This is a genomic window from Exiguobacterium sp. SH5S13 (assembly GCF_004337085.1).
Lineage (GTDB): Bacteria > Bacillota > Bacilli > Exiguobacteriales > Exiguobacteriaceae > Exiguobacterium > Exiguobacterium aurantiacum_A.
Window position 1 is genome coordinate 1 of record NZ_SJUS01000038.1, and the last position, 15,593, is coordinate 15,593.

18 protein-coding genes, 2 tRNA genes and 2 rRNA genes are annotated in these 15,593 nt (G+C 51.6%); 5 read left to right on the forward strand and 17 right to left on the reverse strand.

The window, feature by feature from the left end; genetic code table 11:
- Positions 1-355 precede the first annotated feature (355 nt).
- Entirely contained in the window at positions 356-538 is a 183-nt protein-coding gene (locus EVJ30_RS14380) for a PspC domain-containing protein (protein ID WP_035386443.1), read from the forward strand.
- 41 nt (positions 539-579) lie between these two features.
- Here the strand turns inward: EVJ30_RS14380 and EVJ30_RS14385 are convergent, their stop codons facing one another.
- The 5 genes from EVJ30_RS14385 to EVJ30_RS14405 all read right to left on the reverse strand — a co-directional run bounded on the left by EVJ30_RS14385 (position 580) and on the right by EVJ30_RS14405 (position 4,345).
- A complete protein-coding gene (locus EVJ30_RS14385) occupies positions 580-1,926 on the reverse strand; it encodes an FAD-dependent oxidoreductase (protein ID WP_070328997.1) in 1,347 nt (448 codons plus the stop codon).
- 192 nt (positions 1,927-2,118) lie between these two features.
- Positions 2,119-2,412 (reverse strand): hypothetical protein, encoded by a 294-nt coding sequence (locus tag EVJ30_RS14390; RefSeq protein ID WP_131469525.1) that lies wholly within the window; start codon positions 2,410-2,412, stop codon positions 2,119-2,121.
- A gap of 266 nt (positions 2,413-2,678) precedes the next feature.
- Positions 2,679-3,467 (reverse strand): twin-arginine translocase subunit TatC, encoded by a 789-nt coding sequence (gene tatC / locus EVJ30_RS14395; RefSeq protein ID WP_131458186.1) that lies wholly within the window; start codon positions 3,465-3,467, stop codon positions 2,679-2,681.
- Between the two features lie 3 nt (positions 3,468-3,470).
- Positions 3,471-3,689: a twin-arginine translocase TatA/TatE family subunit gene (locus EVJ30_RS14400; protein ID WP_016509907.1), complete on the reverse strand. Its 219-nt coding sequence runs from the start codon at positions 3,687-3,689 to the stop codon at positions 3,471-3,473.
- The gene (locus tag EVJ30_RS14405) at positions 3,689-4,345 is read right to left on the reverse strand and encodes a redox-sensing transcriptional repressor Rex (RefSeq protein WP_131458184.1); all 657 of its coding nucleotides are present in this window, start codon (positions 4,343-4,345) and stop codon (positions 3,689-3,691) included. The genes EVJ30_RS14400 and EVJ30_RS14405 overlap by 1 nt, the downstream gene beginning before the upstream one ends.
- 149 nt (positions 4,346-4,494) lie before the next feature.
- Between EVJ30_RS14405 and EVJ30_RS14410 the strand changes: the two genes are divergently transcribed.
- Together EVJ30_RS14410 and EVJ30_RS14415 are read left to right on the forward strand one after the other, a co-directional pair.
- Positions 4,495-6,396, forward strand: coding sequence for an ABC-F family ATP-binding cassette domain-containing protein (locus EVJ30_RS14410; RefSeq protein WP_131469526.1), 1,902 nt, complete (start codon positions 4,495-4,497; stop codon positions 6,394-6,396).
- A complete protein-coding gene (locus tag EVJ30_RS14415; RefSeq protein ID WP_236636105.1) occupies positions 6,393-6,800 on the forward strand; it encodes a hypothetical protein in 408 nt (135 codons plus the stop codon). Before EVJ30_RS14410 ends, EVJ30_RS14415 begins: the two co-directional genes overlap by 4 nt.
- A 380-nt stretch (positions 6,801-7,180) precedes the next feature.
- On the opposite strand, the gene EVJ30_RS14420 is transcribed toward EVJ30_RS14415, so the two are convergent.
- The 8 genes from EVJ30_RS14420 to EVJ30_RS14455 form a co-directional block, all read right to left on the reverse strand.
- A complete protein-coding gene (locus EVJ30_RS14420) occupies positions 7,181-8,155 on the reverse strand; it encodes a DUF2599 domain-containing protein (RefSeq protein WP_131469527.1) in 975 nt (324 codons plus the stop codon).
- A gap of 572 nt (positions 8,156-8,727) precedes the next feature.
- Entirely contained in the window at positions 8,728-9,294 is a 567-nt protein-coding gene (locus EVJ30_RS14425) for a hypothetical protein (RefSeq protein WP_071399028.1), read from the reverse strand.
- Positions 9,295-9,307: 13 nt separating this feature from the next.
- Positions 9,308-10,330: a tRNA (adenosine(37)-N6)-threonylcarbamoyltransferase complex transferase subunit TsaD gene (gene tsaD, locus EVJ30_RS14430; protein ID WP_131469528.1), complete on the reverse strand. Its 1,023-nt coding sequence runs from the start codon at positions 10,328-10,330 to the stop codon at positions 9,308-9,310.
- A complete protein-coding gene (rimI, locus tag EVJ30_RS14435; RefSeq protein WP_131469529.1) occupies positions 10,327-10,788 on the reverse strand; it encodes a ribosomal protein S18-alanine N-acetyltransferase in 462 nt (153 codons plus the stop codon). The genes tsaD and rimI overlap by 4 nt, the downstream gene beginning before the upstream one ends.
- Complete coding sequence (gene tsaB / locus EVJ30_RS14440; RefSeq protein ID WP_131469530.1) at positions 10,781-11,437, reverse strand: tRNA (adenosine(37)-N6)-threonylcarbamoyltransferase complex dimerization subunit type 1 TsaB; 657 nt, start codon at positions 11,435-11,437, stop codon at positions 10,781-10,783. Before tsaB ends, rimI begins: the two co-directional genes overlap by 8 nt.
- On the reverse strand, positions 11,434-11,883 hold the full coding sequence (gene tsaE / locus EVJ30_RS14445; RefSeq protein WP_070328987.1) for a tRNA (adenosine(37)-N6)-threonylcarbamoyltransferase complex ATPase subunit type 1 TsaE: 450 nt from the start codon (positions 11,881-11,883) through the stop codon (positions 11,434-11,436). The genes tsaB and tsaE overlap by 4 nt, the downstream gene beginning before the upstream one ends.
- Before the next feature lie 105 nt (positions 11,884-11,988).
- Positions 11,989-12,065: transfer RNA gene (locus EVJ30_RS14450), tRNA-Met, on the reverse strand.
- Between the two features lie 25 nt (positions 12,066-12,090).
- Positions 12,091-12,167 (reverse strand) — tRNA-Met (locus tag EVJ30_RS14455).
- A 141-nt stretch (positions 12,168-12,308) separates the two neighbouring features.
- On the opposite strand from EVJ30_RS14455, the gene EVJ30_RS14460 reads away from it, so the two are divergent.
- A complete protein-coding gene (locus EVJ30_RS14460) occupies positions 12,309-13,091 on the forward strand; it encodes a sporulation protein (protein ID WP_016509933.1) in 783 nt (260 codons plus the stop codon).
- Here EVJ30_RS14460 and EVJ30_RS14465 read toward each other — a convergent pair.
- Positions 13,086-13,730 carry a uridine kinase family protein gene (locus tag EVJ30_RS14465; RefSeq protein WP_131469531.1) on the reverse strand — a complete coding sequence of 215 codons (645 nt, stop codon included), beginning with the start codon at positions 13,728-13,730 and terminating at the stop codon, positions 13,086-13,088. The two genes, EVJ30_RS14460 and EVJ30_RS14465, sit on opposite strands and share 6 nt — an antisense overlap.
- 51 nt (positions 13,731-13,781) lie before the next feature.
- Here EVJ30_RS14465 and EVJ30_RS14470 point away from each other — a divergent pair, with 51 nt between their 5' ends.
- On the forward strand, positions 13,782-14,159 hold the full coding sequence (locus tag EVJ30_RS14470) for an HIT family protein (RefSeq protein WP_131469532.1): 378 nt from the start codon (positions 13,782-13,784) through the stop codon (positions 14,157-14,159).
- A 9-nt stretch (positions 14,160-14,168) separates the two neighbouring features.
- On the opposite strand, the gene EVJ30_RS14475 is transcribed toward EVJ30_RS14470, so the two are convergent.
- The 3 genes from EVJ30_RS14475 to rrf (EVJ30_RS14485) all read right to left on the reverse strand — a co-directional run bounded on the left by EVJ30_RS14475 (position 14,169) and on the right by rrf (EVJ30_RS14485) (position 15,574).
- On the reverse strand, positions 14,169-15,107 hold the full coding sequence (locus EVJ30_RS14475; RefSeq protein ID WP_131469533.1) for a coiled-coil domain-containing protein: 939 nt from the start codon (positions 15,105-15,107) through the stop codon (positions 14,169-14,171).
- A 118-nt stretch (positions 15,108-15,225) separates the two neighbouring features.
- Positions 15,226-15,341 (reverse strand): 5S ribosomal RNA (rrf, locus tag EVJ30_RS14480).
- Between the two features lie 117 nt (positions 15,342-15,458).
- Positions 15,459-15,574: ribosomal RNA gene (gene rrf, locus EVJ30_RS14485) — 5S ribosomal RNA — on the reverse strand.
- Positions 15,575-15,593 lie beyond the last annotated feature (19 nt).

Genomic DNA, 15,593 nt, shown 5'->3' on the forward strand with positions numbered 1-15,593 from the left:
CGAACGTCGTGTCTACGTTTAATTGAATTTGCATAGTCGTTCACCTCGTGAACAAGTATGCGAGAAGGAGACGAAATTGTACATTGTTATCCCAACGTTTTAGGACATCTTAAAACTATCATTTATACGCGCACCACGACCGCGACGTCAACGCGAGCCTCAACCTGTTGGGTCTCGCCGACTGAAACACCCCAGGGCAGGGACTGCCCGACGAGCTTGGTCCACAACCGTGGCTGGTCAAAGCATGGTCTTCCCAAGAAGCTCCCACTTCAAGTTGCGAAGCAAATAAGTGGTGAGTAGTTCACTACACATATGGTAAAATTTACATATCAAATTCGAGATGGGAGTCTACTTTATGCAACGTGCTCTTCGAAAATCCGCGACCGACCGTTCTCTCGCCGGTGTCTGCGGCGGCATCGCCGAGTACTTCGGCATGTCCTCGCTCGGCGTTCGGTTACTCTTTCTTATCATGCCCGGAAACATCCTCGTCTACATCATCCTCGCCAACTCGATGCAGGACGCGCCACGTTACCTATGAAAAAAAAAGATTCGAAAGCGGCTGCTTTCGAATCTTTTGCGTTATGCGTTGACTTTGTCTTTCATCGCCGCGAGCGCCCCACTGTTGATGAAGTGCCACGGCTTGTTGTAGTGCGGTTGGAAGAAGAAGTCGACGTAAGCGAGCTCTTCGACCGTCATCTCGTTTTGGATCGCGAGCGACAACGTGTTGACCGCTTGCGTCATATCCGCTTTCGAGAGCACTTGTCCCCCGACGACACGGTGTGTGCCGACTTCATAGACAAGTTTGAACTGGACCGGCTCCGCCGTCGGCATGAACTCAGGGCGGTACGCGTCCTCGATCACGACGCTCTCGACGTCGAGGCCGAACAATCCGGCCGCTTCTTCCGTGAGGCCTGACGAGGCGATGTTCCAGTCATAGAGACGAAGACCCGACGTTCCTTGCGTACCTTGGTAACGGACACGCGGCGTGACGAGGTTCTCGGCGACGAGCGTACCCATGCGGACGGCGTTCGTCGCGAGCGGGATGTAAGCATGTGTGCGCGCCGGGTTATAGTAGACGGCACAGCTGTCACCGGCTGCGAAGACGTCCGGGTTGCTCGTGCGCATATATTCGTCGACGATGATGGCGCCGTTGCCGAGCATGTCGACTTGTCCTGCGAGCAGTCCCGTGTTCGGGCGGAAACCGACACATAGAATGACGAGGTCGGCTTCGAACTCACCTTTGTCGGTGACGACGTGCGTGACGTTTCCGTCTGTGCCGCGGAACGCTTCGACCGTTTGGCTGAGCTCAAGGTCGATACCGCGTGACGTCATGTCGGCTTCAAGTTGGTCCGTGAACGACTTGTCGAGGTACTTGTTCAAGATGCGGTCAGCACTGTCGATGAACGTGACGTGCTTGCCGTACACTTCGAACGCCTCGACGAGCTCGACGCCGATATAGCCGGCACCGATGACGGCGATATTTGTCGCACCCTTAGCCCGCTCGATGATGCGCTGAGCGTGACCATAGTTTTTGCAAAGTTCGATCCCAGTCATCTCGATGCCAGGTAGCGTCGGGACAATCGGCCAAGATCCTGTCGTCACGATCAAACGGTCGAACGTGTCATATACGTCTGCACCCGTCTCGAGGTTTTTGGCGTGGACCGTCTTCGCTTCCGCATCGATGTTCAACACGTCATGCTTCATGCGCATCGTCGCGCCGAGTTCTTCGAGCTCGGTCGGTGATGAGTAGAACAATTCTTCAGCGCGTTTGACGACGCCACCGACGTGGAGGGCGATCCCACACGAGAGGAAGCTGACGTTGTCGTTCCGCTCATACACGGTGATGTCGAGATTGTCGTGCTTGGCGAGTAAGCCTTTGACTGCTGCTGTTCCTGCGTGTGTACATCCGATGACTGCGATTTTCATATGGTAGTCTCTCCTTTGAGTTGTAGGCAAGTTAGTGTTTGTGACAAATATCACATTCGCTTTCTGAACTTAGTGTACTATTTCACAAGAAGGTTTGACAATCCCTTTGCTCAGTTTTTCACGTAATTATGTCTAAAGTTTGAACGCCGGTTGTGACGACAAAAAACCGTTCCTCGGCAGGAACGGTTTTGATCATGAATTGGACGTGCGTCTCGCTTTCATCCAGTGGTAGATGACGACACCGATATATGTGACGAACCCGATCACATACAATATAAAGCCGTACAAGATCCAGCCCAGGGCGTCCCACCCGCGGACGAAGACGAGTCCGATGATACACGACACGTATCCCACGACGAGCAGCGTCAACGAGAAGGCAAGTCTCCGCTTGAATGGCGACTTCCAAAAGTTCAGCACGGCAATCAACAGAATTGTCGTCAACACACCGATGATGATGAGCTCATCCCCGTAGTACTCCCAAGTCATCGTTTCTCCCCCTGACATGTGTTTGATTGGTTTTATCTTAGCATGTACTTCCTTGTTGCAGAAAAAGCGTTTACGACCAATATCACTTTGAACATGTAGTTTCAGTACGACAGTTTGCGACCAAAAAGCACCGTTATGCCAACCGTGATACGTGCCAACCGACAAGGAGAAACAGTCCGATCAACACGATGGCCAAGCCCCTTTTCAAGATACTTCCAGTTTAGCGCACTCGCATTAAAAAAACACCACGTCTCATGACGTAGTGTTCACTTCTCATTCATTTGCTTCATCAAATCCATCTGTTCTTTCACCATCGCCTCTTTCTCACGTCGGAGCACACCGCGGTACGTCATGCGTGAGATCGATAAGCTGATCTCATATAGGAAGAAGAGCGGCAGCGACACCATGAGGTGCGACGTCAAATCCGGCGGCGTGATGAATGCCGCGATGACGAACAAGGCGAAGTAGGCGTACTTCCGAATTTTTGAGAGGAAGTACGGCGTCACGACACCGATGCGCGTCAAGAACATCGTCACGACCGGCAACTGGAACAACAGTCCGAACGGGATTGTCAGTTGCAACAGGAACGTGAAATAGTTCGTCGCCCCGATGATTTGCGTCAGACCGAGGTCTTGCCCGAGGTCCGTCGAGATATCGAGGACGAGCGGGAACAACCAATAGTAGGCGAATGCGAGACCGATGAGGAACAAGATAAAGATGACCGGGATATAGGCGAGCGTCCATTTTCGTTCATTCGGATGCAGACCAGGTGCGACGAACGCCCACAGTTGATACAGTAGAAATGGACCAGACGCGACGAGCCCGATGACGAGCGCCAAGTTCAAGTAAATCATGAGCGGGTCCGCGACCCCAAAGGCGTTCAGCTCGAGCCCTCGTTCGACGAGGTCCGCCTGCAGATAGGCGAGCACGTATTTGACACTCGGCAAAGCGATCAGAAAGAAGGCAAAGACGACAAATGCCGACAGCATCAGTCGTCTCCGCAGCTCTGTCAAGTGATCGGACAGTGCCCGTTCTTGATCAGGTTGATGGCTCATGGCTTACTGCTCTTTCTTCTCAATTTCTTTCTTGTCGGTCTCGTCGTGCTCTTTCATCATACCGTTCGTGGCATTTTTGAACTCACGGAGCGTCTGCCCCGCTGCCCGGCCGAACTCTGGCAATTTCTTCGGCCCGAAGAGGATGAGCGCGATGATGGCGATGACGAAAATACTGACGCCACCTGGGATACCGACGACGAGTGATGATTGTAGAAATTCCATTATTGATGGACCCCCTCAGCGGATGGATAGTGTTGCATAAAGTAAATGAGCGACTGGAGTTCGATCGACAAGTCGATATGATGGACGCGGACCGTGTCCGGTACAGTCAATCGCGCCGGCGTGAAGTTCAAGATCCCTCGAACGCCATAGCGGACCAAGTCATCGGCAACCGGCTGCGCGTAAGCGGACGGGACCGTGAGGATGGCGACATCGATTTTGTTTTGCTTCATGATTTGTTCCATCTCATCGACGTGATGAATCGGGACACCTGACATCGTCGTGCCGACTTTTGTCTCGTCTGCGTCGAACCCGACGACGATATGTGTGTTATTGTTTTTAAGGAAGTTATAGTTGACGAACGCTGTCCCGAGATGACCGACCCCGACCAAGGCGACGTTCGTGATCTCGTCTTGATTCAGCGTCTTACGGAAAAAGTCTAACAGATACTGTACGTTATAGCCATATCCCTTTTTACCGAGCGCACCGAAGTATGAGAAGTCACGGCGAATCGTTGCCGAATCGACCTTAACCGCCTCGCTCAGTTCAGCAGAAGACACACGCTGTTTCCCTGACGAATGTAGGCTTTGGATAAACCGATAGTATAGTGGCAACCGTTTGGCTGTCGCTTGCGGAATCTTTGGTTCGTTTTGACTCAACGGAAAGAGCCTCCTTTTTACGACGCGTTTCAAACGAATCTGATTTCATACACCTTGATTGTAAACGAATTCACATAAGCACTCAATGAATATACCTGAAAAGGGGAAGAAATAAAGTATACTAAACAGAGAGAAAGGGGTTTTTTCACTTGATCCTACTGCAAGTCAACAACTTATCCAAATCGTTCGGCGTCGAGCCGATTTTAGAGAATGTCAAACTAGAAATCCAAGAAGGCGAACGCGTCGCCCTCGTAGGCCGCAACGGCGCCGGCAAGTCGACGCTGTTAAAAGTCATCGCCGGCGAGTACAACTATGACTCGGGCGACATCATGAAGCCAAAAGACGTGACGATCGGCTATCTCGCCCAAGACTCGGGGTTAGAATCGAACGAGACGACGTGGAACGAGATGCTCACCGTCTTCACCGATTTGATCGAACAAGAGAAGACGCTCCGCCAGATGGAGCAAGACATGGGCTCGGAGCGGATCTTGAACGACCCGGCCGCCTACGAGCGTCTGCTCGCGGCGTATGACGAGGAGCAGCACACGTTCAAAGACCGCGGCGGCTATCAGTATGAAGCGACGATCCGCTCGATCTTGCACGGGATGCGGTTTTACCCGGACGACTTCGAACGTCGGATCGACACGCTCTCAGGCGGACAGCGGACACGTCTTGCCTTAGCGAAGATGCTCCTGCAAAGCCCGGACCTGCTCATCTTGGATGAGCCGACGAACCATTTAGACATCGAGACGCTCAGCTGGCTCGAGAAGTACTTGAGCGGCTATAAAGGTGCCGTCCTCATCGTCTCCCATGACCGTTACTTCCTCGACCGCGTCGTCTCGGTCGTCTACGAGCTGTCACGCAACCGCAGCCGCCGCTTCGTCGGGAACTATACGAAGTTCCTCGAGCAGAAGGCCGCGCTGTACGAGCAAGAGAAGAAGCAGTTCGAGTCACAACAAGAAGAGATCGCCAAAATGCAAGACTTCATCCAACGGAACATCGCCCGGGCGACGACGACGAAACGCGCCCAAAGCGTCCGCAAGCGGCTCGAGAAGATCGACCGCATGGACGTGCCGGACGGTGACGAGCGGAGCGCGGTGTTGTCGTTCTCAATCAAACGTCAAAGCGGGAACGATGTGTTGAGCGGCAGCGACCTCGCCATCGGCTACGAGGAACCGATCGCACAACACTTACGTTTCCAACTGCAGCGCGGCGAGTCGGTCGCCCTCGTCGGCCCGAACGGAGTCGGCAAATCGACGCTCCTCAAAGTGTTGACGAAACAACAACCCGCACTGACCGGTGACATCCGCTACGGTACCGGCGTCGAGATCGGCTACTACGACCAGGAACAACAGAACTTGTCGGACGCCAACCGCGTCATCGATGAGATTTGGAACGACTGGCCGCTCATGCGCGAGCAAGAAGTCCGCAGTCTGCTCGGCCAGTTCTTGTTCAGCGGGGACGACGTCATGAAACGCGTCCAAGAACTATCCGGCGGCGAACGGGCCCGGCTGACGCTCGCCAAGCTCAAGCTCGAGCAACCGAACTTGCTCGTCTTAGATGAGCCGACGAACCATTTGGACCTCGACTCGAAGATGATCCTCGAGAACGCGCTCGTCGACTATCCCGGGACGATCCTGTTCGTCTCCCACGACCGTTACTTCATCGACCGGCTCGCGACGCGTGTCTTAGAGATCACGCCGAACGGCATCGACGAGTACCTCGGCGACTACTCGTATTACGTCGAGAAGAAAGAAGAGCTCGAGGACCTCGCCCGGCTCGCCCGCGAGGAGACGAAACAAGTCGTCGTCAAGAAGCAGCGCGCCGACAAAGAACAGCAACGCGAAGAACGCCGGCTGAAACAGCGGGTCGAAGAGATCGAACTGACGATCGAGCGCCACGAAGCGCGGCTTGAAGAGATCGAGCAGCTGTTATGCGAACCGGACGTGTTCAACGACTTCGCCCGCGCCCAAGAGCTGTCGACCGAGTCCGACGCGACGAAAGAGTCGATCACGGCACTGTTCTCAGAATGGGAGGAACTCCATTCATGATGCGTTCCCGTGCCATGCGGATCGATTGGATGCATGCGTTCCTGACCGGGTTCGTCTATATCGTGCCGAGCGGGACCGAGTATATCTCGGAACTCATCCGCGGCGAGGCGACGAACGTCCCAATCATTTTATTTTACTTCCTGCCGATTGTCGTCGGGTTTATCATCCAAACATGGTCCGGTATCATCATCAGCCTGCTCAGCGGTTTGCTCATGAGCACCCTCTTCATCCGGCTCGTCATTTGGCCAGTTGATGTCACGGTGCATAGCTTTTATGCGCCTGGCTCGGTCTGGGGCCACTTTTATCAAGAGACGCTGTTTATGTGGGTGCTCGCGTTTATCGTCTACGTCGTGAGCCGGGTGAATATGTGGTATCGAAATAATTATCGACAACCGAAAAACTGACGAAAGAGCGCCAATCCGCGTATAGCGGAAGGCGCTCTTTTATTATGATCGAGTATGCTGTTTGAACGTAAAACCCATCGTTAAAAAGATGTAGGGGAATGCCAACAAAATTAAATGGAAATATCCTATACTACCAAAGATGACTTCATCTTGTGCCGGATCAGACATCTCGTCTAAGTAAATGCCTAGGCTGTAGCTATACCAAATCACGTAAGCATAAAAGAATGCTGAAATACCGTAAATAATCTTTCCAATAAGATTTGTTTTACTCGTAGTCACCCCTACTAAAAGAAGGATTGGATAGAGGATTAGCAACGCGATTACAATGAAAAATAACGAATCTGGTTCAAAGTATTGAATGTTCATAGTTTACCTCGCCTTTAATAGTCTGGATTACAAAGTGCTTTATACGTATCCAACAATGAAACATCCGGTCGATTCGTATCTAGATTCCAAGATGATTTCCAAATCGTAGTCGGGTTAACTGCATGACAGATAAATTGATCTTTGAGCTTCGGGCGGTTTGCCGTACTTGTCGCTTGATACGAAGCGTCTGCTACAACTTCAGACCACATCTGTTTTCCGATGGCAGTTGACCCAAAAACGCCTAATAATGCGCCACCCAAAGTATAGCTAGCTGTAATATACGTTCGTGCACATGTCCGTGGATATACAGAAAAAGTATTAGAGTCCGTATACTTCGACGCTGTATTATCGATTGTATCCGAGCAGAACAATGGATCAGCGACTAAAGGATAATCCGTTCCTTCATAATCAATATGTTGGATCAACTGTTGGTCTTTAATCTCATAATATGTTTCGACTTCGTTTCCATTACTGTCTTTCGCCCAAGGGGAGCCAATGAAGACCTCTACCTCACCTTTTTCATTCACAATTTTGTACTCTCCATCTTCGTGAATAATTCGACTACCTTCAGTAATGTCTAAATCTAAGACATATTCTTTTGGCGACTCAGTTGATTCAATGTTGTAGAGGATTTGGACACCTCCTACTAAAGCCACATTTTCAATAGAATACTGTTCTTCTTTGTTTCTGAAAATCACTTTCCCTTCTTCTGTTTTATCGAATTCTAAATTTGAGTCTTCATGTATAATACTAAACTCATCACTTTCTTTCGTCATCGTAACTGATGGATTAGTGAAAAATACTTCAATTTCATTAAGCTGATCCGTATCGTTTACTAAACGATCCTCTTCAATCGAATCTACTTCTGCGTCTGGACGCAATTTCGATTCGCTCCCCCCTGTAGATGCGTAAGCTGGATGTGCTGTCCCCAGTATTGTAAATAAAGCCAAACTACTCATACATGCTTTCATTATAAAGCCTTTACTCAACGTTGTGTCCCCCTACTATATAAGCTTTATATTTTGGGAAAAGACAAATATCGGCAGTTCAATCATCTGTTTTCTCTATTCTGCCCATGTCTTTCCCACCACTCTAATAGTATTCAAGATTGCTAATCAATTTTCTAGATGTCTTTTTTATCAAAACAAAAAGGACAATAGTACAACAATTTTCTTAGGTCATGAAAAATATACTAGGCTTATGGCCCTAAAAGTAACCATTTCCCATTTTTGTGATTATAATTTCATCCAGAGTCCACTATTAAAAAGATCACCATAAAGTGACGAGCCCGGTTCATCCGACTGTCAGATAGACTATGTAAACGAACAACAGAAAGTAGGTGAAATCAATGGAGTAGACTAAAAATATCCGCTTGATGGATTATGAATTGCGTCCCATCCATGCGCACATATTATTGGCCGGCTGACTATCGATACTCACTTGGCGCATTTTCTATAAAGTCTACCGTAGTTGCAGTTCTTTTCTCGTCGTCACGTTCTTCATCGAAGACAAATGAAAAAGGCTCACAGAGACGGACAATATCCGTTTCTGTGAGCCTTTTTTAGAAGTAGCGCAGCGGTTGGAAGCCGCGCGTGTGGAAGTCGAGCTTGATACCGTCTTCCGTGATAAAGAAGACGTACTCGTTCGTATCGACGTCGCGGACGAACACTTTATAGAACGTCAACGTCTCTTCACGGTTCGTTACATAACGGGCCTCATGGGCCGAGATGACTTGCGCGAACAGTTGTTGTTCGTCGAACTCTTTGACGAGCGCATCGAACTTGGCCGCTTCTTCCTCTGTCGCCTCACGGCCCGGGAAGAGCTCGTAATAGGCGTCGCTCGCTTTCGGCTGCACGCCGAGGTTACGGTCGACGACGATGACGCTCTTGATGTCTTGGTCTTCTAGATTCTTATAACCATACAGCGTCTCGATGAGTGTGTTCTCACCGGTCACACGGGTGATGCCTTCGAGCGTATCAGCGCCCGTCAGCGAACGGACCCGCGTCTCTTCTGGGACGATTTCTTCTACATAAGCGATATTATAAGCGCGGATGATCTCACGTACTTGCAAAAACGTCGCAACGACGAGCAATACGATGAGCCCTCCAATGATGATACGTTTCGTCATCTCTCTGTTCCCCCTAGACTGTCATGCTCTCTTCTAAGGATAACCCAGGAACCGCATTCATCGCCAGTGTATCGCGCTTGCCGCGCACATACGCGTGATGCGCCGCGACACCGATCATACCGGCATTGTCCCCGCACAGATTGAGCGGCGGGATGACGAGACGGATGCCTTCCCGTTCCGTCGCTTCCTTAAGGGCGGCCCGGAGCCCGCGGTTCGCCGCGACCCCACCGGCGACGAGCAGCTGCTTCGCACCTTTTTCTTTCACGGCCCGGATCGCTTTCTCCACTAACACCTCGACGACGCTCGCTTGGAAGCTCGCCGCCAAGTTTTCTGGGATCACCGTCTCACCGCGTTGTTCGGCGTTATGGACGGCGTTGATGACGGACGACTTGAGTCCGCTGAAGCTGAAGTCAAAGCTGCCGGCCTCGAGCCGGACGCGCGGGAACTTATACGTGTCTTCCCCGCTAGCTGCCAACCGGTCGATGGCCGGGCCACCTGGATAAGGGAGACTGAGCGTGCGGGCGACTTTGTCGTACGCCTCACCAGCCGCATCGTCACGTGTCTCACCGATGACTTCGAACACACCGTGCTCCGGCATGTAGACAAGTTCCGTATGGCCACCTGAGACGACGAGACAGACGAGCGGGAACTGCATCTCTTCGACGAGTTCATTCGCATAGATGTGTCCAGCGATGTGATGGACACCGATGAGCGGTTTACTGTGGGCGAACGCGAGCGCTTTGGCCGCACTGATCCCGACGAGAAGGGCACCGACGAGTCCTGGTCCTTGCGTGACCGCGACCGCGTCGACGTCATCCATCGTCACACCGGCTTCGCTAAGCGCGTCATCGATGACGTACGTGATCCGCTCGACGTGGTGACGCGAGGCGACCTCGGGTACGACACCGCCGAACCGTTTATGACTTTCAATCTGCGACGAGACGACGTTCGATAAGAGCGTCTTGCCGTCACGAATGAGGGCGACCGACGTCTCATCACAGCTCGACTCGATCGCGAGAATGAGCGATGTGTTCATAGTGATTCACTTCCTAACTTCGCCCAGTAAATATAGGCGTCTTCATTATTGTCTTGATAGTATCGTTTTCGGCGACCTGCGTTCTCGAAGCCGAACTGTTCATATAATTTTTGGGCACCGATGTTTGAGACGCGCACCTCGAGCGTGAGCGCGGCGAGTGACTTCGAACGGGCGAACTCGACGAGCTGCGTGAGGAGCATATTGCCGACGCCTTGGCCCCGGTATTCTGGTAAGACGGCGATGTTCGTGATGTGCCCTTCGTCGACGATTTGCCAGACGCCAATGAACCCGATGACGCGGCGCTCATGGACGGCGACGAAATAAATCGCCTGCTCGTTCTTGAGCATCTCGTTCATGAACGCTTCTTTCGTCCACGGGATGGCGAATGATGCCTCTTCGACTTTCGTGACTTCTTCGACATCGAGCCAGTTCATCCGACGGATTTTGATGTCAGCCATTGTTTTGTCCCTCGAGCCATTTTGCCTCGGCCTCAGCGAGACGAAGGTATTCCGGTTCGAACGCGTGCACGTCCGCCGTCGCTTCACCTAAAGCGACGAGGTCACCGGCCCGGCCATAACTGTGGGCGGCCGGCGCTTCTGTATAGTCATATGTTGCAAGCACGTCACGGAACGGCTCGACGTCACCAACGACGACGAACGGTCCCGTCATGTTCGCTTGTAGCCAATCGGCGACCGAGGCGTGACTGTCCGGTGTGACTTGTACGTTTTGTTGATAGTGCCCGATATAGGCGTTGCCGCGTCGCGCGTCAATGAGTGACACGACCGGAAGTTCGGTGTTCGGAGCCGCCGCCATGAGACGGAGCGCCGATACGCCGACGAGCGGAAGCTTCAACGTATAGGCGAGCGTCTTCGCCGTCGTCACGCCGATGCGGATGCCGGTGTAAGACCCAGGTCCCGTCGTGACGATGATGCGTTCGAGCTCGGTCGGTGTCCATTTGACGGCCGTCATGAGCTGTTCGATCATCGGCATGAGCGTGACGGCGTGGTTTTTCGAGACCATGACCGTCGCTTCTGCCTGGATGCTTCCGTTCTCACTGAGGGCGACGGACAGACGTGTCGTCGCCGTGTCGATCATCAGTTGCTTCATGCGAGCACCTCCTTGACGAGCGTGTCATACGCTTCACCAGTCGGTATGAACGTGATTGAACGTTCCTCGTCGCCTGTCCGTTCGATCGTGATCGCGAGGCGCTCGGTCGGTAGCGACGACTCGATCAAGTTCGACCATTCGACGATGGCGACGCCGTCACCATTGATGTATTCTTCAAGACCGATATCGTCCCCGGTGTCCTCGAGACGATAGACGTCCATATGGTAGAGCGGCAAGCGCCCTTGGTATTGTTTCATGATGGTGAACGTCGGGCTGTTGACATTACGCGTCACGCCGAGTCCTTTGGCGAACCCTTGGGTGAACGTCGTCTTGCCGGCACCGAGGTCCCCGTTAAGCGTTATGACCGTTCCCGCTTTGACGAGCGCGGCGAGCTTTTCCGCTACGGCCTGCGTCTCTGGCGCGGAATGGGTAATCAATGTATACATGATGTTTCTCCTTTAGTCGATTCTAGCGATACGTACTCATTGTACACTCAATTTTAGGCAAAAAAAAACACGAAACGTCATCGTTTCGCTATCTCATTTAAAAATTGGTTGCGGGGGCTGGATTTGAACCAACGACCTTTGGGTTATGAGCCCAACGAGCTACCAGACTGCTCCACCCCGCGACGACATATGAAATTAAATAAAAATTGGTTGCGGGGGCTGGATTTGAACCAACGACCTTTGGGTTATGAGCCCAACGAGCTACCAGACTGCTCCACCCCGCGACGATTTGAATTGTTTCGACATCCTCTATAATAAGCGAGACTGTTATAAAATGCAACCTTTTTCTTAATGTTTTTTGGAAATTAGAATCGGGAACACTTAAAGGAGTGTAACTTTATTAACAGAAAAGGAGCGCGACCGACATGTCGAAATGGGGTAACCGCTTTAAAAAATGGTTCTTTTCCGAGTTAGATGCGTCCGTTTATTTCCATACGATCCCGTTCGTGCCGAAGCAGACCGTTCACGGGACGCTTCGCGTCTTGAACCCGACGTCAAAAGTGATCCGTCTGCATGAACTGACGCTCAACTTCCTGACGACGTTTAAAGACATCACGCTTGAAGGTAACGAATTCAACCGCGAGGCCGACATTCAGGAAGTCCCGATTCGCCTCACGGCCGTGCTTGAGCCCGGGGCAGAAGAACACATCCCGTTCACGTTCGACTTGACGATGTATGCCCCATCGACATCGGGCGCCCCTTACAGTGTCGAAGCGACCGTTTGGGACACCGATGGTAAACGCGTATGGTTCGACGTCGTCGAAAACATCGAGATCGAACCACTCCCTGAGTTGAAACGATTGCTCGAGGCGACCGAGCATGCCGGACTCGAGCTCATGTTCGTCCGCAACGTCATTGACCCGCTCGGTGAAGAACGACCTTATCCGTTCGTCGAGAAGTATGGGTTCAAGCCCGTCGGCGACTGGGCCGATGAGTTCGAGGTCGTGAAATCATTCTGGCGCATGGATGAAAATGGGGTCGACGTCTATTACTGGCTCGACAATATCGAACGACAGCGCACGCTCGACTCGATGGCGACCGACGTCGAACTCCGGCACCGATCCCTCACCTGGGAACAACTCGAGCACGAACAAGACCGCCTCGGACTCGGGATCCAAGATACGCTACGCAGCCACCGCTCTTCATGAGCGGTTTTTGTATGGACTTTTCTCAATCGTCCACCTGTCACCACTGATCGAGACGATCGTTTGAAAGTTGTCGCGATACGGATGCATGAACAGCTCGTATTGCAGACGCCGTTCTTCATGCGATGCTTTCAAGTATTCCATCTCCATCCCTCGCTCCGTTATGTCACGGGCAGCGCGTCGGGCGAACTCCGTATCCCCATCTGTATATAGGTAGACCGATATATCCATATACTTTAGATCGAGAAAGGCGACGCTCATTCCCTCGACGATGGTGACCTGCTTCTCGGGATCGATCCACGTCCGTTCGAGATACGGAACATCCATCGTATAAAACCCGACCCCTTCCCGTACCATCCGGACGTCCCGCTCGAGCGACAACAAGTGATGCGCCGCCGGATGACAGGCCGTCATCTTATAGTGATGCACCTTCCCATCGATCGTATAGTCGATCATCGCACTTTTCCGAAGCGTCGAGTCCGTGATATACGGGTCGGTGTTAATGTAGTTGACCTCACCTAGACGTGCTTGTAACTGTTTGGCGAACGTCGTCTTCCCGGCACCCCCGTGACCCGAAATCCCGATGAGCGTCCGTTCGTTCAGATCAATTTGATCGATGATTTGATCAATGAATCGCTCCATAATAAATCCCCCTTTGATACACTATACACAGAAAGGAAGTGTACCAATCCAATGTCGAACTGTCCATTTTGTCGTCCACATCTCGACCCGTCCCAACGCATCATCGCTGAGAACGATTCGTGCTACTTTCTGATGCATGACCGCGAACAAGACGTCCTTGTCGGTTCTGGTGTCATCGTCCCGAAACAGCATCGGGCGACAACGTTTGAGTTAACACCGACGGAATGGAGCGATACATACACCTTGCTTCATGACGCCAAGTCTTTCCTCGAGGAGACGTACGGTCCTGACGGCTATACGCTTGGCTGGAACGTCGGTACAGCGTCCAATCAGACAGTTCCACATGCCCACTTGCACATCATCCCGCGCTACGCAGACAGACCACATGCCGGCAAAGGGTTACGTCACTGGCTGAAGCGGCCGGAATGATCAAACAGCTCATCGTGTGATGATGAGCTGTTTCCGTTTCTCTTCCATGTCTTCGAGTTGTCGTTCCATACGCTCGACATCTCGCGTCATTTTCTCAATCAGTTTGGCGATCTCGCGATCGAGTCCGTTTACCTTGTCGAGTGAATCATTGATTCGTCCGTGCATCGTCCATTCAGAAAAGATATCATCGAGGAAGTAATCAGCGAACTGAATGAGTGATCCACGTTCGATGTGCAAGCCGCTGACGACTCCTTTCACATCAGCCAATTCACGCGCGAAACGCTCAAGTGCGGATTGGAGTTCATGCATCTTCCGTTCAGAAGCATCGATCGCGTCATGTTTCATCGCTGTCGCAATCAAGCCTCCTCCGAAGAACGTGTCATATGTCGACCAACTCTTCGCACTATCGAGATGTTTGAGCGTCTTTGAAATGGCAGCTCGCGCATCCTTTCCAGCTGCAATGGCTTCTTTATATTCAATGATCGCTTCGGTCGTCTCTACCTGTTGATTCGTGAGACGGTATAACGCTTCTCTTACGTCACGATCCTGCTTCAGGTGACCTTCTTTTTCTTTTATAAACGCTTCCCATTTTACATCGATTCCGTTATATGCCTTAAAGGTTTCATACAAATCACGACGCTCAAGCACTAACTCATCAATCATCGCCTCGTGTTCTCGTAGCTTGAATTCTGCCCGGGCCGCCTCTTCTAGTTCAATCGTACGTTGCTCGCTAAACGTTCCACGCAGCTTAAGCCACGCATTGACGAGTGAGAATGTCTCTAAGTCATAGACATCACGCTGTTCTTTCGTGAATGTATTGAGCAACTGTTTTCGTACGGTCTCATGTTCGACAATTTGTTTGTCGAGAGTCTTCAGTTTACGAGCTAATCGGTCTCGTTCAGCGAGACGCTGTTGAAGTATCAACTGGCGTTCATATAATTCATTCATAGTGGTAACTCCCTTTCTTCTGTAACCCTTGTCTCGTTGTACGATAAAATCCGCCATAAAGTTTCAAATGAACGACAAAAAAGGACGACCAAGCATGTGCTTGATCGTCCTTCATATTGCCCGGCAACGTCCTATCCTCACAGGGGGAGACCCCCAACTACTTTCGGCGCTGAAGCGCTTAACTTCCGTGTTCGGCATGGGAACGGGTGTGACCGCTTCGCTATCGCCACCAGACAATTATTATAATACCGCTGTTTAATTAAAAAGTCAACGCTTTTTCTAAAAATAGTTTGTTTTATTATATATGAAACAAAAAGACGACCAAGCGTGTGCTTGGTCGTCCTTCATATGGCCTGGCAACGTCCTATCCTCACAGGGGGAGACCCCCAACTACTTTCGGCGCTGAAGCGCTTAACTTCCGTGTTCGGCATGGGAACGGGTGTGGCCGCTTCGCTATCGCCACCAGACAAGGGAATTGTTCCCTGA

What these genes read in the sequence shown, in the direction of transcription:
- EVJ30_RS14415 (WP_236636105.1), top strand. Translation starts at nt 6,393, where the DNA reads ATGATGCGTTCCCGTGCCATGCGGATCGATTGGATGCATGCGTTCCTG.
- tsaE (WP_070328987.1), bottom strand. Translation starts at nt 11,883, where the DNA reads ATGTATACATTGATTACCCATTCCGCGCCAGAGACGCAGGCCGTAGCG.
- EVJ30_RS14470 (WP_131469532.1), top strand. Translation starts at nt 13,782, where the DNA reads ATGTCGAACTGTCCATTTTGTCGTCCACATCTCGACCCGTCCCAACGC.
- EVJ30_RS14400 (WP_016509907.1), bottom strand. Translation starts at nt 3,689, where the DNA reads ATGGAATTTCTACAATCATCACTCGTCGTCGGTATCCCAGGTGGCGTC.
- EVJ30_RS14465 (WP_131469531.1), bottom strand. Translation starts at nt 13,730, where the DNA reads ATGGAGCGATTCATTGATCAAATCATCGATCAAATTGATCTGAACGAA.
- EVJ30_RS14385 (WP_070328997.1), bottom strand. Translation starts at nt 1,926, where the DNA reads ATGAAAATCGCAGTCATCGGATGTACACACGCAGGAACAGCAGCAGTC.
- tsaB (WP_131469530.1), bottom strand. Translation starts at nt 11,437, where the DNA reads ATGAAGCAACTGATGATCGACACGGCGACGACACGTCTGTCCGTCGCC.
- EVJ30_RS14425 (WP_071399028.1), bottom strand. Translation starts at nt 9,294, where the DNA reads ATGACGAAACGTATCATCATTGGAGGGCTCATCGTATTGCTCGTCGTT.
- EVJ30_RS14460 (WP_016509933.1), top strand. Translation starts at nt 12,309, where the DNA reads ATGTCGAAATGGGGTAACCGCTTTAAAAAATGGTTCTTTTCCGAGTTA.
- EVJ30_RS14380 (WP_035386443.1), top strand. Translation starts at nt 356, where the DNA reads ATGCAACGTGCTCTTCGAAAATCCGCGACCGACCGTTCTCTCGCCGGT.
- EVJ30_RS14475 (WP_131469533.1), bottom strand. Translation starts at nt 15,107, where the DNA reads ATGAATGAATTATATGAACGCCAGTTGATACTTCAACAGCGTCTCGCT.
- tsaD (WP_131469528.1), bottom strand. Translation starts at nt 10,330, where the DNA reads ATGAACACATCGCTCATTCTCGCGATCGAGTCGAGCTGTGATGAGACG.
- tatC (WP_131458186.1), bottom strand. Translation starts at nt 3,467, where the DNA reads ATGAGCCATCAACCTGATCAAGAACGGGCACTGTCCGATCACTTGACA.
- EVJ30_RS14390 (WP_131469525.1), bottom strand. Translation starts at nt 2,412, where the DNA reads ATGACTTGGGAGTACTACGGGGATGAGCTCATCATCATCGGTGTGTTG.
- rimI (WP_131469529.1), bottom strand. Translation starts at nt 10,788, where the DNA reads ATGGCTGACATCAAAATCCGTCGGATGAACTGGCTCGATGTCGAAGAA.